This is a genomic window from Arsukibacterium sp., from assembly GCF_041616895.1.
Lineage (GTDB): Bacteria > Pseudomonadota > Gammaproteobacteria > Enterobacterales > Alteromonadaceae > Alishewanella.
Genome location: NZ_JBFJPY010000038.1, coordinates 1 through 15,687, shown reverse-complemented (window position 1 = coordinate 15,687; position 15,687 = coordinate 1). Strand labels below are relative to the sequence as shown.

Here is a 15,687-nt window from a genome sequence, read left to right as displayed (position 1 = left end):
ATTTCAGCATCAAACTGATTGGCTTAACAACATCAGTTCACGCATGGCTACTGAGAATTTGGCAAACTCATGGCTCTTAGTTGTTTTAAACTCGGCCAGCATTAAGCGCCAGCGTTCAACCAAAATGTGATGTTGGGTCAGCCAGGTAGCTATAACATCATCTGCCGAACATGATTTACCACAGTTGCGAACGACTACTGCCGTCAAAGAACGCTGTTGCCAGTCCAGTTCTTCGCGGTAAGATGCCCGTGCCAGCGCTTGCCAGTGATTTGCCACCGGTTGCTGGGTAATTTGCTCCAGGAACCAATGTAAATCCAGCTTGTCGCCAAGTTTAAAGTAAATCTCCGACACCAGCGCCAGAGAAGTTCCCTGATTATCACTGACCTGAGCAATATCCATCACCGAGAATACCGTGCTTAATTGGGTTAAATAACGCGCTATGTCAGCCGGGATATCTTTCGTTATCAAATCTTGCTCGTTGGCACGCAGCTGAGCAAGTTCCGCCTCTGCAAGATAATTAGCCAGGTCATTTGATATCGCCTGATAAGCTGGTTTAAAGAAATCAACCGTTTGCTGGATATCCATCGTTTTATTGCGATGGCGGATAAACCAGCGGGTTGCCCGGCGCATCGTGCGTCGTAGCTGGAACAACAACCGGTTTTGTAATGATGCCGAAATTTCATTATCCAATAGCTCAAGCTGCTTCCAGAATTTAGATAGATCGAATAAGTCACGGGCAATGGCATAGCACATTGCAACTTCACCTATGGTGGCTCCGGTTTCCTCTAGCATTCTCTGTGCAAAATTAGGGCCCATTTCATTAACCAACATATTGGCTAATTTAGTGGCGATAATTTCTGCTTTTAACGGATGGTTCTCCATCTCTTTGGCGTACTGCGTTTGCAATACCTCAGGGAACGCCGTAAACAATTGCCGTTTAAAGTAACTATTCTCATAGATTTCAGGTAATACCAAGCGCTCTTTTAACACCATCTTGCCGTAAGCAGTTAGTATCGCAAGCTCAGGCCGGGTCAGACCAATCCCTTTTACCATCCGCTCTGCCAGTTCATCATCGTTAGGCAAAAACTCCAGCTCGCGGTTTAACTTACCATCTTTTTCCAACGCATGAATAAAGCGGGTGTACTCTTTAATCTGTTCTGAACCTAGTAACGACGACAAAGTAATGCTCTGATTTTGGCGGTAGCATTCTTTTAAGACTAAGGCCGCTACATCGTCCGTCATTTCATTCAGTAATTTATTACGCTGCTTCAGCGTTAAATCGCCGCTTTGCACCAGCGCGTTTAATAATATTTTAATATTAACTTCATTATCTGAGCAGGTTACGCCACCGACGTTATCAACAAAGTCAGTGTTAATCCGCCCACCGTTAGCGGCAAATTCAATGCGACCGCGCTGTGTAGCGCCAAGGTTGCCGCCCTCGCCGAATATTTTTGCTTTTAACTCTCTACCATTTATCCGTAAAGGTTCAGAGCCACGATCACCTACCTCGGCATGACTTTCTGTGGTCGCTTTAATGTAGGTGCCGATGCCGCCGTTCCAAATCAGGTCTACTGGCATCATCAGACATTCGCGGATCAGTTCATTTGGTGTCATGCTGGCTTTAGTGGTACCCAGCATTTCTTTCATTTGCGCTGACAACTTTATAGATTTAGCGCTGCGTGCGAAAATACCGCCACCTTCAGAAATCAGTGACTTGTCATAGTCGTCCCAAGTAGACGTTGGCAGATTAAACAAGCGCTCACGCTCAACGTAGCTGCTGGCAGGATCCGGAGTCGGGTCAATAAAAATGTGCATATGGTTAAATGCCACCTGCAGACGAATATGTTTCGACAACAGCATGCCGTTACCAAACACGTCACCGGCCATATCGCCAATACCGACACAGCTAAAGTCTGTGGTCTGACAATCAATACCCATTTCACGGAAATGCCGCTTTACTGCTTCCCAGCCGCCACGGGCGGTAATACCCATTTTCTTATGGTCATAACCATTAGAACCGCCTGAAGCAAATGCATCACCCAACCAAAAACCATATTCTTCTGAAATACCGTTTGATATATCAGAAAACGTTGCTGTGCCTTTGTCCGCAGCAACTACCAGATACGGATCATCTTCATCTAAACGGGTAACCTGTGCAGGTGGCACTATACTGCCCTTGACAATATTATCGGTAATATCAAGCAGCGCCCGGATAAAGATCCGGTAACACGCTTTACCCTCTGCAATAAATGCATCACGACCACCGGTCTCTGGCAGCTTTTTACATACAAAACCACCTTTGGCACCAGATGGAACGATCACGGTATTCTTAACTTGTTGCGCTTTTACCAGGCCGAGAACTTCAGTCCGGAAATCTTCCCGACGATCAGACCAACGTAAGCCGCCACGCGCCACTTTACCAAATCGTAGATGCACCCCTTCAACCCGCGGTGAATAAACAAAAATCTCATACATCGGCAACGGTAACGGAATGTCAGGAATTAAATCGGGTTTAATTTTAAAAGAAATATAAGGTTTATCTGTACCGTCAGCAGCAGGCTGGTAGTAATTAGTGCGTAAGGTCGCATTAATCATGTACACAAAACGGCGGATAATCCGATCATCATCCAGATTAGCAACCCCTTCTAACTGCGTATTAATTTGTTCTTCTAACTTTTCAATCGACTTTGCTGTCGCTTTAGAGGAAGGTGAAAACTTTTTATCAAACAGCTGCACCAGTAAACCAGCCAATTCTGGATAACGGGTAAACGTACTTTCAACATAATTTTGACTGAAAGTACCACCAATCTGCCGCTTATACTTAGCAAAAGCACGGATAATAGACGCTTGTCGTCCGCTAAGCCCTGCCCCTAAAATCAGCCGGTTAAAACCGTCATCTTCCAGCTGCCCTGCCCATACTTTAGCAAAAGACAATTGAAAGCTTTGCTGCGCTTCAGCAAAGTCCAGTGGTACTTCACCATTGAGCTGCATCGAAAAGTTTAAAATCCAGCTAACAGAGCCATCGGGGGATTTCACTGCATAAGGTGTTTCACCAATAACCCGTAAGCCAAAGTTTTCCAGCATTGGTAAGACATCAGATAAATGAATCGGGTGATCTTTATGAAACAGGTTCAGCCGGACCGCTTTACTCTCTTTACTTTCTTCCTGTGGACGATAAAACAACATCTCTAACTTATTATCGTCGTTTAATGCTTCCAGTTTGCCAATATCTACCAATGCGTCACTTGGCAGCATTTCTTCTTTATAAGCTCTTGGGAAACTATTAACATATTTACGTCCCAGTTCCCGACCACGGGCTTCACCATAAACACCGGTTAATGCCGTTTCTAATTTGTCTTCCCAGGTCCGGGCCGCTTCGACCAGATTGCGTTCAATATCTTTCACTTTATACTCGACATGGCTATCCGTGATCCGCACCAGATAATGAGTGCGGGCCAATACAGATTCTGAAAAATAGGTAGTAAATTCTACCGGCTCGTCGGTGCCCAGCGCCCGTTGTAAAATGGCCTGAGTTTCTTTTCTTAGCTGCGTGTTATAGCGCTCGCGCGGCACATAAACCATCGCCGTAACAAAACGACCAAATGCATCTTTGCGCATAAACAAGCGGGTCATGTCGCGTTCTTGCATTTGTAACACGCCCATCGCAACATAAAGCAATTCGTCGGCACTCGCCTGGATCAACTCATCCCGTGGATAGGTTTCCAGAATATTCAGCAGCGCTTTATAAGCATGGGTACCGGTAGCAAACTCAGACATGGCCATTACGCGGGCCAGCTTACTTTTAAGTAGTGGAATATCAGCAGCGCTATTGTTATATAACGATGACGAGTACAAGCCAATAAAACGATGCTCGCCTACCACCTTACCATCTTTATCGAACTGTTTAACCCCAACATAATCGATGTAAGCAGGTCGGTGAACCCGGGATTTATTATTGGTTTTAGTCAGTACCAACACCGTCGGACTTAACGCCTGCTTGCGACCGGTATCCGGTAATTCAGACAACATCAGGTCGCGGGATTCAGAGCGGCGCATCAGCCCCAACGAGCTGGCATCAATTCCGGTGATTTTATAATCACCTTTTACCGGCGTCATTTTGTATTCGCGATAACCAAGCAAGGTAAAGTTATCTTTTACCAGCCAATTAAGGAAATCAGTGGTTTCTTTGATTTCGTCAGCGGCAGCTTTACCACTGTTTTTTGCAAAGGTTTTGATTACGTCCAGCAACTTCTGCCGGGTCGGCTGCCAGTCTTGTACTGACAGAGAAACATCTTCCATTACCGAATGCAATTCACTCTTCAATGCCTGGATCGTTGCATCATCTGATATCCGATCGATTTCGATATGAAATACCGTTTGCTGGGTGCTGGAACTATGGTTACTGCCTAACTTGAAAAAATCGGTAATATGACCCGCTTTGTCGCGCTGCGTCTGTAATGGATAATGCAGTAACAAATGAGCAGCAATATTGTGGCGGCTTAATGCCATCCGCACTGAGTCAACCAGAAATGGCATATCCTGTACGACAATTTCCACGATAGTATGCTTAGACTCCCAGCCGTGGCGGGATATCTCAGGATTGTATACCCGGATCCGTGCTTCAGATTCAGCATGTTGGTTAAAGGTTTGCCATAAGCTTAATGCCGCGCCATACAGATCACTGTCGTTGCGACCCACTAAATCTTCGTTCGACATGTTGCCATAGAGGGTATAAGCAAACTTCTCCACCAGCTTAGGCTGATCTTTTACTTTTTGAGTTATCAGTTTGCTTACATTTTGTAGTAGTACAGAGGGATGACCGTCTATCAGTGCCATTATTGTATCCTTTTTCAGAGCACAGCTTTAACAGCTGGTTCTAGCTAACATACAAGGTCTTGTCTGCTGCGCAGTGTAGTGACTATTGTAGCGCTTTTGAAGCACTATTTCTGGCTTTTATGCTGGTTAAACCAGTGGTTTCTAAGGCTTTTGACAACTTATTCAGTTCGCTTAAATAGAAAATGGCCTTTCGGCCATTTTCATGTTTAAACATGCAAAAATAATTTTTGCCGTTATCGATTATTACGCCACAACACAGCAGCTAAAGCTGGCAATACCACAATGGCGCCTAACATGTTTACAACAAACATGAAAGTTAGCAGGATCCCCATATCAACCTGGAACTTCAATGCTGAGAACACCCAAGTACTGACACCAACCGCTAAGGTAATACCCGTAAATAATACAGCACTACCCCGCTCTTTCAGCGCTTCAAAATAGGCCTGGCGCAGTGGCATGCCGTCGCGTAACAGCTGACTCATGCTGGATAAGATATAAATACCATAATCGACACCTATACCAACACCCAGCGCAATAACGGGTAAGGTGGATACGGTTAAACCAATCTCCAACTTAGTCATAAGGGCCGTCGCCAGTACTGAAACGACATATAGCGGCACTACCACCGCAATAGTGGCCCGCAAAGACCGGAAACTCAGTAAACATAAAATGATTACAGCACCGTAAACGTACCACATCATGGGCTGCTGTGCCGCCGACACAGCCTCGTTAGTAGCGGCCATTACCCCCGCCGGACCCGATGCCAACATAAATCGGGTCTGCTCATCGCCCAATTCTGCGCCGTACTTTTTCGCGGCTATCACCACCCGTTCAATTGTTTCTGCTTTATGATCTTCCAGAAACACCATCACTGGCATGACTGAACAATCGGCATTCAGCAACCCAGTACTGGTTTCCACCCGCGAAGTCGCTTGCACTAGAGACTGTGGATTTCGTGGTAATACCCGCCATTTCTGATTGCCTTCGTTGTACGCGGCGTTAATACTTTTCGACACCGATGACAACGATATTACCGATTGCACCCCCGGTACGTTCTCCATCAACCATTGAAATTGATCAATTCGATCCATAATATCGTGCTCAGTACAGGCACTGGGAATGGTCTCAACCATAATATTGATGTAATCAACAGAGATAGCAAAACGATCGGTAATAAGCTTTGTATCGATGTTATAACGAGAGTCTTCGTGCAGTGACGGCGCCCCTTCATGCAAATCACCAATCTTAAGCTGCTGACTCTGCCAGTATCCTACAGCGAACAACACAGCGGTAACCGCGATAATAGAATAAGCAAATCGTTTAGTCGCAAATGCTGATAATGCATACCAGAATTTGTCTGCCGTAGCAGAAGGTAAAGCAACCCTTGCTTTGTAAGCTGCGCTGAATTTAACAAAAGACATTAACACCGGAAGTAAAATCAGGTTGGTCAGAATGATTACCGCTACACCAAGGCTGGCGGTAATAGCAAGTTCACGAATCACTCCAATTTCGATGATTAATAAGGTTAAGAAACCCACCGTATCCGATAGTAAGGCCACGCCCCCTGGTACCAGTAGTTTTCGAAAACTGGACTCGGCCGCCGTTTTCGCATCCATACCCGCTGCAACACGTTTGCCGGTAGAGTTAATCATTTGCACACCATGACTGACCCCGATAGCGAACACCAGAAACGGTACCAGGATAGACATTGGGTCAATGCCAAAACCCAGCATCGTCAGTAAACCCATTTGCCAGACTACCGCTATCAGCGAGCAGGCAATCGGCAACACCGTCAGCATGATTGATTTAGAGAAGAAAAAGACCATCAGTGCAGTAACGGCAATTGCTACCAGGAAAAACAACACCACACCCTTGGCACCTTCAGCAACATCACCGACCATTTTAGCGAAACCAATAATATGGACACTAATTTGTTCGTTCTGATGCTTGGCTCTGATGTTTTGCTCTAACGTAGCGGCAAACTCGAGGGTATCGACCGCCTCTCCGGTGTCAGAGTCGACTTCAAGCAGTTGGGCCGTGATCATAGCGCAACTATAGTCATCCGCGACCATACGGCCAACTATGCCCGCTTTTTCTACGTTAGATTTAACCTTGGCAAGCCCACGCTTATCGGCAACAAAATCGGCAGGGATCACTGGCCCACCAGCAAAACCGTCTTCAACAACTTCGATAAAACGCGTGCTGGGACTGAACAAGGACTTGACCAATACCCGGTTTACGCCGGGCGTGTACAATACGTCATCATGTACCTGGCGAAACGTTTCAAAAAAGGTTGGATTAAAAATGTCACCACTGGCATCGCAAACCGCAATAAGAATATTGTTAGCACCGCCGAAATCTTCAGCATGCTCCAGATAGGTCTGCATATATTCGTGCTTTAGCGGGATATTTTTGGTAAACGCTGCATCAAGCTTGATGTCAGTCGCTTTTACCAGTAAACCGATAGTTACCAGCAGAAAAACAACAAGCACCAATAAGCGGTGCCGGAATAACGCATATTCAAATTTATTAACCAGTGAATTTACACTCATATTATTCAGACTTATCCAGATTTAATACTTTAATGCCAACCTCAGTAACCAGTAACATCCTGTTATCCAGAGCCACGCCATTTAAAATTGCTTTGCCGTCGTCCTGCGAACGTTCAGTAAAGCTGACACCGTCATCTTCGCTTTGCAATAATGTACCGGAATTGCCAGTAAGATAAACATTGCCCATTGCATCACTAAATACGCTGTTTAATGTCGCTGCGTCGCTAATCTCTATTTGTTGCCAATTCTGACCGTTGTCATCGCTTCGAAACACGTGACCGCGCAACCCGACGGCTAACAATCCCATTTGTGGCGTACGATGCAAATCGAATAAGGAACCATTATAAAACTCCTCCATTCGTTGCCAACTGGCGCCAAAATCTAAACTCTTTGCGATAAAGCCCGCTTCTCCAACCATGTATAACGTATTACCATCGATATATAGTCGATTAAAATGAGGCAAAATTGAACTTAGTTCCTGCCGATAAACATCAGGATCAGTTTGCTGCAAATCCAGCAAGTATTCTTTGTCTTCTTCAGCTGCGAGCTCGACGAATAATTCCTGCTGCCAATTTTCGCCACCGTCAGTAGTCACAAAAAATAAGCCATAAGCGCCTACCGCCATACCATGTTGGGCATTGCGGAAGTAAACATCCAGCAGGGGCTTATCGTCGTCAGGTAAAAATTGTTGCAGCTGCCAACTGGCACCACCATCGCTGGTCGCCAGGATTAATGCATCATGCCCCACCGCCCAACCGTGTTGTTCATCAACAAAAAAAACTGCGGTTAGCATACTTTGGGTAGGCACCGGCACCTGTCGCCATTGTGTACCATCGTTACTTAATAAAATATGACCACGTTCACCCACTGCCACATAAAAATTGTCACTGACCTTTTGCACGTCGGTTAATAACGATTGTGCAGCAAGCGGCATCAGATATGCTGCCTTAGCTTCTTCGACAGAGTTGACATCGGCCCGCGTCTGCAATGCTGTACTGCTTAACAAAACGCAACTGCAAGCCAAAAAAAGTTTCTTAAACATAGGCAGCGTTATTACTCTTTAAAATGGGTTTATAAACTAACTTGTGCCAGAACCACTGTTGCGGCAAAAATTAAAGCTAAAAAAAACGGCCAGCTAATGCCAGCCGTTTAACCACTAACGTTGGTTAACGAGTCCCTTCACGGCGCAATGCTGCAGGTGTGAAGTCATTGTCAGAAAGTTGAACTGAAAAGTCATACATTCTGTCTTCGTTATCCAGACCAATGGCGATATAACGACGGGAGTTAAGATCATGATAAACTTCCAGCGTACTCCAATGGGTCGGTACTTCATAATAGTTCAAGCCATGCGCAACCGCTACCCGATACATGTCACCACGATTATCGTACAAGTCGGCGATATGAATTTGCCAGCTGTCCTCGTCAATATAGAATACCCGCTTACCGTATACATGCCGGGTACCTTCTTTCAGAGTTGCTTCAACGACCCAAACCCGGTGTTTTTCCCAACGAACATAATCAGGATTGATATGACCGGCCATCAGAATATCAGCATATTTTGCTTCTTTACTGTGTAATTTATAGTCATTGTACGCGATGTACATTTCCTGTTTGCCTTTCAGCTCCCAGTTATAACGGTCAGGTGACCCATTAAACATGTCAAAGTCATCGGTGGTTCGTAAACCATCTGATGCGGTACCTGGTGCATCGTAAGCGACGTTTGGTGCACGACGAACCCGACGTTGACCGGTATTATACGTCCATGCCTGACGGGGTGTTGCCACCTGATCCATCGTCTCATGCACTAACAACGCGGTACCTGCCAGACGTGCTGGCGAAGTGACACTTTGCTTAAATCTGAACAAAATATTTTCAGCTTCTAACGCGTCTGCCGTGGCATCCGGATGAGAATACTTAAACATAATTTGCTCATCAAAACCGATCACCGTGTAGGCACCATTAGAGGTAGGCGCTGCCTGGCCACCATTGCGGCTTGCAGCTACACCACGATAACGAACAATGTGGTTCCATACCGCTTCCAGACCGTTTTGTGGTATTGGAAATGGAATGCCTATTGCTGCGTTAACCAAGCCATTACCACCCTGAACTAACTCAGCTTCAGTGGCGATTTTTTTGGTAGCATCATAAAAATATTGAGGAAATGATGCACTACGACGCGTTGGATAGACATTCATCTTAAAGGTATCAGGATAAATATCAAACAGCTGCATCATACCAGGGCTGATAAACTGCCGATGGTCTGCAACATTAGACTTATCAATGGTTAATACAACTTCATCTGAAGCAAATGGATTAACATGATGATCACCAGCTTTATAGCCTGCTGGCGCACTTGTAATACCACCGGTCCATGCTGGAATGGAGCCATCAGCGTTTGCGGCTTTTTCAGCACCAAGCGGCGTTAAATCATTTCCCAACCTGGCAGCTTGTTCTGGTGTTATCTTTGCCAGGACGTTGCAGCTGACAATCAGAGCAATCGCTGAAGATAATAGGGTGAGTTTTTTCATAATCGGCTCTCGTCCCTTAAATAGAGTATTTAATATTAAAAGATACAAAATCACGGTCGGCTACGTTGTTAGTTGTACCCTTACCACCCCAGAATAAATTATATGAAACCTCAGCTGACCACTTACTCAAGTAATCAAAACTAACCGCATAAGCTGCTGATTTTCTGTCTTCGACAAACATGAATAATGGATCAGGGGTGATACCGTTGACATCATGTGAAAATACCAACCGCTGAGACATATTAACGCCGGCAAATACGTTGTTATAGTCTGCTTTCGCCAGAATACGATAGCCCCAGGCAGATTTAGTTGGAAATGGATTCGTTTCCGGGCCGTCAGACAAACCAGTGTGCAGGCCTTGTGATGGTCCGTTAACACCAATCAGAGGGCCGCCGCTACGATCCGTGCCTGGACCATTTAAACGCAGCTCATCGTATGCTGGCATATCATTAATGGTGATACCACCAATTTCAGCTAACATACTAAAGTTATCAGCACCTAACATAGGGCCAAATAAATGGGTAAAGGTAGCTTGCGCCTGCAACGTATCACTCAGAATGTAGCCTTGGGCAAAATCACCCGGGCCTACTTTCTCACCAAAAACACGCCCGATCTGAGATATACCTGCTAAATCAGGACGCAGGCCTGCATTAGCTAGTTGCTCTGGCATACCCGCATACAAAATCTCAACATCATCAATCTGCAGTGGCTCATCCTGGCGATAGGCTATTTCGCCTGCAATAGATGTTCCGGCTACCGTTGTATTAAAACTAAAACCATATAGCTTAATATCTTCCGGGTATTCCAGTAATGCCTGTGAAAACATATTCATGTTAGCAACATTGTCACTGGTAATCTGACCTTGGTTTTGCGACAGGAAACTTAACGACTGAAGCACCCCTAACAATTCGCCACTTTCAGGATCTGCACCCACTCTGAAATCAGATGCAATACCTGAAATCACAGGTACACGGCTATGGTAATTCATGTAGTACAGTGCAAACTCGGTTTCATTAAGTTCAGGTGCATAATACTCAAATTTTATACCGTATTGCCCACCATTTTTCGGTTTCACTTCACCAGCACTGCCTTCTGGGCGCAACGTTACTTTGGTAGGGTAAGCAATTGCCAGGTTTACGGCATCAGCACGCTGCTGTGCAGTACTGTTTGGGTTAGTAATAACCTGTAACAATTGCGGTGCAAACATCGACAACGTATTCATTTGGTCAACCAGAAAATCCATGTCGATATCCGGGTTGCCTGCAAAACCTAACTGCACATTCTGGGCATAACCACCCCGACCGGCAAAGTCATTGGTTGAGAAGTAGCTACCAGGTACTGGTAAGTAACTTTGCTCCCAATCGTATTGATAAAAAAGTTCTGTTGACAGGTTTTCGGTTAAACCAATAGACAAGGTAATCATGCCTACCGGGATATAAGCTTCTTTTAATTCAGCACCTGGCGCTCGGGCAATCCCGACATCTATTGGGGTAATGTTAATACCGTGCTGAATAAGGGTACTTTCACCCCAACTTAACACCTGGTTACCCACTCGAATTGTCACTGGGGTCATGCCATCGTTAAAACTGAAATTACCGTAAACGTAGGCATCTAACAGGCGCAAATCTTTACATGCCAACTCACTGGCACCGCTATCAGCGCAAGGATCAACCCGATTACCACTTAAAGGGTTGGTATAAGCAAAGTCCTGATCTGCGACTGCAAAATCATAAAAATACATAAACCGGGTGAACAAACCAATATTATCACCACTGATTGATAACTCATGTAAGCCTTTAAACAAACTGCTGTACATATCGCCACGGTCAAAATTCAGATTACCGCCATCGCCATTACTGGAGTAGGAACCCGGTTGATCCCATATCTGAGAGTTTGCGTAAACACTGTTGAAATTGGGGTTGCCACTACCGTCAACGATATAACCGTAACCTGTCCAATCAAAGCGCGGATGGTTTACTTTAGAAATGGTATTCCAATTACGCTCTTCGGTACGGATACTGCCACCGTAAGAAAAGGTTGAGTCGAATACGACATCGAAATTGCCAACTTTAAAGGTTGCTGCTTGAGCAGGCACAACGGACAATGCCAGTAATGCAGACGCAACCCCCAAGGCTAACGGACTTTTATAAAAAGTATCAGGCCTTCTATTCATCTTGTGATCTCCCCCCTGTCCCTGCAGGTATGTTTTATGTCTTTTTAATTATTATGCTGAACCAACTGCTCGGAGCTCAGCTTGCATCACGGAAATAATTACATCATTTTAGGGTGTTAGCAAGGCTTCTCCTCGCGTATCTCTATTGATTTTTATTCAATTTTTACTTATTGCAGCATCTGGCTGATCTGATAATCCCACTTTCAGTTTAATCATTGTCTTAAGCATGTTAAGACCACATCATAAGCTAATGAAATTAAAGGTCAAACCAGATGAAGCTGCAAGTCTTCGTTTTAATCTAATGTTTAAAGTAATAACTCTAATTAATTTTTTCCAGCCTTTCAAAAGCCCCGCTTTGCGTTAATGACAGCCTGAACCGACCGCGCAGACCCAACTCTGAAAAAAAAGGCTGGAAATGCTTTAAACCAAGCTGGATCCGCTCTCCACTGTCTGCGGTCACCACCACATAGCGCACACTGCCCTGATAATAGAGCAAGCATTTTTCCCTTTCCAGAAAAGCACTAAACACAAATAGACGTTTCATAACAAGCTTTTAGTAATTTTCTCATAAAGATCATTACTTAATGTCTCCTGTGTTGCTAGCTGCTGAAGTGCTGCCAACATATGGTCACGACGCTGATCATTAAAGCGTTTCCAGGCAAGCAACGGGGTAATTAAGCGTGCAGCCACCTGCGGATTTATCGAGTCCATTCTGGCGACTACTGTTGCCAGACAGCGATATCCCTGCCCGTCTGCACGATGAAATTGCTCGGGGTTGCGCAAACTAAAAGCACCATACAATGCTCTGACCCGATTGGGGTTTTTCCAGCTAAAAAGCGGATGGCGACTTAATTGCTGTAAACTATCAAACACTTTCTCGGTGGGATTACTGGCAAGCAACGAAAAGTATTTATCTGTAATCAGTACATTATTTTGCCACTTCAGCGCAAAGTGCTCTGCCATATCGTTAAATCCCGCTACCGCAGCAAACTGCGCGGCCCCTAATGCAGCAAGCGTATCGGTCATATTGTCTGAATTCTGATAATGTTGATTGAGCAGTTCAGAGCCATCACTAAGCAGTGCAAGGTAACTTAAACAACAATTTCGCAGCGCCCTGCCACCTGCAGCCTGCTCTGTGTAATGGTACGGTGCCGGTTCTAACGCGTGGTAACAGCGACGCCAATCTTCCGCAAGCTGGTTCGCCAGTTGCCGTTTAATCGCCTTAAGGCTGTTGATGATGCCAGATACCGGAATATGCTGATATTGTTCGGCAAGGGTATCAAAATCAGGTAAGGTTAGTAGCTCTGCAGTAAGCGCCTGATCAGGCAATGGATGCTGCAACCACTGGCGAAGTATTGTCATTAACTCAGTGGGTAATTCTAGCCGGGTTTTGGGTTGCGCTATGTTTTTCCGGATAAAATCAGACCAGAATACCTGCATGGCATCCCAACGCGCAAAACCGTTATTTGCCTTTTCAGCAATCAATAATAATTGGGATAACTGATAATCTTGCTGCAACTTAACTGGTGCAGAAAAATTTTCCCATACCACAACCGGTTCGCTGGCTAGATTGCTAAAGCTAAAATGTTCTGTGTGCTGGCGTAAGGTAATAAGGTGTTGCTGATCTACCCTGCCATCATGGCTTAAAAGTTGTAATTGCAGCGGTATCAACAACGCTTGCTGAGTTGTTTGTACTGCACTTGCCGAATGATGCTGTTTTACTTCAAGATGCAAAGTTGACGTTTGCTTATCATAGTGCTGGTTTAGCGTGACAACCGGCGTACCAGACTGACTATACCAAAGCCTGAACTGAGTCAAATCTATGCTGTTAGCGTCTTGCATCGCTGTAACAAAATCATCGCAGGTTACCGCCTGGCCATCGTGGCGCTCTAAATAAAACGCCAGACCCTTGTTAAACCCTGGCTGACCAAGCAGGGTTTGCAGCATCCGGATAACTTCAGCACCTTTATCATATACCGTGACGGTATAAAAGTTGTTCATTTCAAGTACTTGCTCTGGCCTGATGGGGTGTGCCATCGGCCCAGCATCCTCGGCAAACTGTGCAGTACGGATCAGCTTAACCGCATCAATCCGATTGACAGTAGCAGAGCCCATATCTGCGCTGAACTCCTGATCCCTGAATACCGTTAACCCCTCTTTAAGGCTAAGCTGAAACCAATCGCGGCAAGTTACCCGGTTACCGGTCCAGTTATGAAAATACTCGTGGCCGATTATTGATTCAATATTAAAGTAATCTTTATCGGTAGCGGTGCTGTCATCGGCCAATACGTACTTACTGTTGAAAATATTCAGACCTTTATTTTCCATTGCGCCCATATTAAAAAAATCAACGGCAACAACCATATACACATCCAGATCGTATTCCAGATTGTAGCGAGTTTCGTCCCAGCGCATCGCCCGTTTAAGCGCCGCCATCGCAAAGTACCCTTTTGTCTGCTGGCCAGGTTCTACAAAAAGTTGCAGACTTACCTGCCGACCGCTAGCGGTCGTAAAATGGTCCGACAGACAATCGAAATTCCCGGCAACTAAGGCAAATAAGTAACAGGGCTTAGCAAAAGGATCATGCCAGCTAACCCGGGTTTTACCATCAGCACGTTGCTCTGTTGCGATGTTATTGCCATTAGCAAGCAGATAAGGATACTGCTTTTGATCAGCAATAATATGGGTGGTATAGACCGATAATACGTCAGGTCGGTCGGGATAAAACATGATCCTGCGAAACCCCTCAGCCTCACATTGGGTACAGAATACATTGTTGGCCAGATATAAACCCTCCAGTGCCGTATTTTCGGCCGGAGATATCTCAGTCACCAACTGCAGTGTAAACGTTTTAGGCACGCTTGAGATAATAAGATGATCATCAGTAAGCTGATAGCGCTCCGGGCTAAGTTCAACGTTATCAAGCGCGATATATTTCAGGCTGAGCTGCTGACCATCTAACACTAGCGGAGCACCAGCGCGCTGCTGGGTAATTTTCATCAGCGCCGTTACCCGGGTTGCCTCAGGAACTAGTTCAAAGGTAAGTTCAATTTCAGGGATCAGAAAATCGGGTTGTCGATAATCGGCCAGACGACGGCTGTTTCGGGCTGAATTACTACTCATATTTTCTCCTTGAGACCGATAAGACACTCTGGTTCAGAGTTAAAAAAGCCTGAAAATGTTCAGGCTTCAGATTGTGCTAGTTTTTTAACGATTCTGCCGGTTGCATCGACTCCGGTGGCGACAATCGCAGCACTTTTATACCCAGGTAAGCATAAACTATAGACAATAGAGGATTAATTAAGTTAAAGAAGGCATAGAATGCATAATCCAACGGGCTGACACCCAATACACTATGCATATAGGCACCACAGGTGTTCCATGGTATTAACGGACTGGTTATCGTACCACCGTCTTCCAATGAACGTGACAGATTTACCGGAGCCAGACCGCGACGTTTATACTCTTCTTTAAACATACGTCCAGGCATGACAATCGACATATACTGGTCAGCGGTAAGTAAGTTGGTAACGAAGCATGTCGCAATAGTACTGCTGATCAGCGAGCCTGTGCTGCTGGCAAAATAGAGAATGGACTG

The 15,687-nt window shown here is 45.3% G+C and carries 8 protein-coding genes; all 8 read right to left on the bottom strand.

The genetic code is table 11. The annotated features are described in order from the left end of the window. Nucleotides 1-9: 9 nt before the first annotated feature. Nucleotides 10-4,836 carry an NAD-glutamate dehydrogenase gene (locus tag ABY802_RS08405; RefSeq protein ID WP_372626598.1) on the bottom strand — a complete coding sequence of 1,609 codons (4,827 nt, stop codon included), beginning with the start codon at nucleotides 4,834-4,836 and terminating at the stop codon, nucleotides 10-12. A 233-nt stretch (nucleotides 4,837-5,069) separates the two neighbouring features. Further along, complete coding sequence (locus tag ABY802_RS08400; RefSeq protein WP_372626597.1) at nucleotides 5,070-7,388, bottom strand: RND family transporter; 2,319 nt, start codon at nucleotides 7,386-7,388, stop codon at nucleotides 5,070-5,072. Nucleotide 7,389: 1 nt separating this feature from the next. After that, nucleotides 7,390-8,376, bottom strand: a complete 987-nt coding sequence (locus ABY802_RS08395) for a WD40/YVTN/BNR-like repeat-containing protein (protein WP_372626596.1) — start codon at nucleotides 8,374-8,376, stop codon at nucleotides 7,390-7,392. A gap of 178 nt (nucleotides 8,377-8,554) precedes the next feature. After that, nucleotides 8,555-9,916: a DUF1329 domain-containing protein gene (locus tag ABY802_RS08390; protein ID WP_372626595.1), complete on the bottom strand. Its 1,362-nt coding sequence runs from the start codon at nucleotides 9,914-9,916 to the stop codon at nucleotides 8,555-8,557. 16 nt (nucleotides 9,917-9,932) lie between these two features. After that, nucleotides 9,933-12,089, bottom strand: a complete 2,157-nt coding sequence (locus tag ABY802_RS08385; protein WP_372626594.1) for a DUF1302 domain-containing protein — start codon at nucleotides 12,087-12,089, stop codon at nucleotides 9,933-9,935. Between the two features lie 319 nt (nucleotides 12,090-12,408). Continuing rightward, complete coding sequence (locus ABY802_RS08380; RefSeq protein WP_372626593.1) at nucleotides 12,409-12,633, bottom strand: DUF2835 family protein; 225 nt, start codon at nucleotides 12,631-12,633, stop codon at nucleotides 12,409-12,411. After that, nucleotides 12,630-15,212, bottom strand: coding sequence for an aminopeptidase N (gene pepN / locus ABY802_RS08375; protein ID WP_372626592.1), 2,583 nt, complete (start codon nucleotides 15,210-15,212; stop codon nucleotides 12,630-12,632). Before pepN ends, ABY802_RS08380 begins: the two co-directional genes overlap by 4 nt. Before the next feature lie 76 nt (nucleotides 15,213-15,288). Beyond that, nucleotides 15,289-15,687, bottom strand: a 399-nt coding sequence (locus ABY802_RS08370; protein WP_372626591.1) for a Na+/H+ antiporter NhaC family protein, incomplete at its 5' end; no start/stop codon positions are given.

Excerpts from the sequence above, each read along its gene's own strand:
- ABY802_RS08390 (WP_372626595.1), bottom strand. The coding sequence starts at position 9,916 with ATGAAAAAACTCACCCTATTATCTTCAGCGATTGCTCTGATTGTCAGC.
- ABY802_RS08405 (WP_372626598.1), bottom strand. The coding sequence starts at position 4,836 with ATGGCACTGATAGACGGTCATCCCTCTGTACTACTACAAAATGTAAGC.
- ABY802_RS08385 (WP_372626594.1), bottom strand. The coding sequence starts at position 12,089 with ATGAATAGAAGGCCTGATACTTTTTATAAAAGTCCGTTAGCCTTGGGG.
- ABY802_RS08400 (WP_372626597.1), bottom strand. The coding sequence starts at position 7,388 with ATGAGTGTAAATTCACTGGTTAATAAATTTGAATATGCGTTATTCCGG.
- pepN (WP_372626592.1), bottom strand. The coding sequence starts at position 15,212 with ATGAGTAGTAATTCAGCCCGAAACAGCCGTCGTCTGGCCGATTATCGA.
- ABY802_RS08380 (WP_372626593.1), bottom strand. The coding sequence starts at position 12,633 with ATGAAACGTCTATTTGTGTTTAGTGCTTTTCTGGAAAGGGAAAAATGC.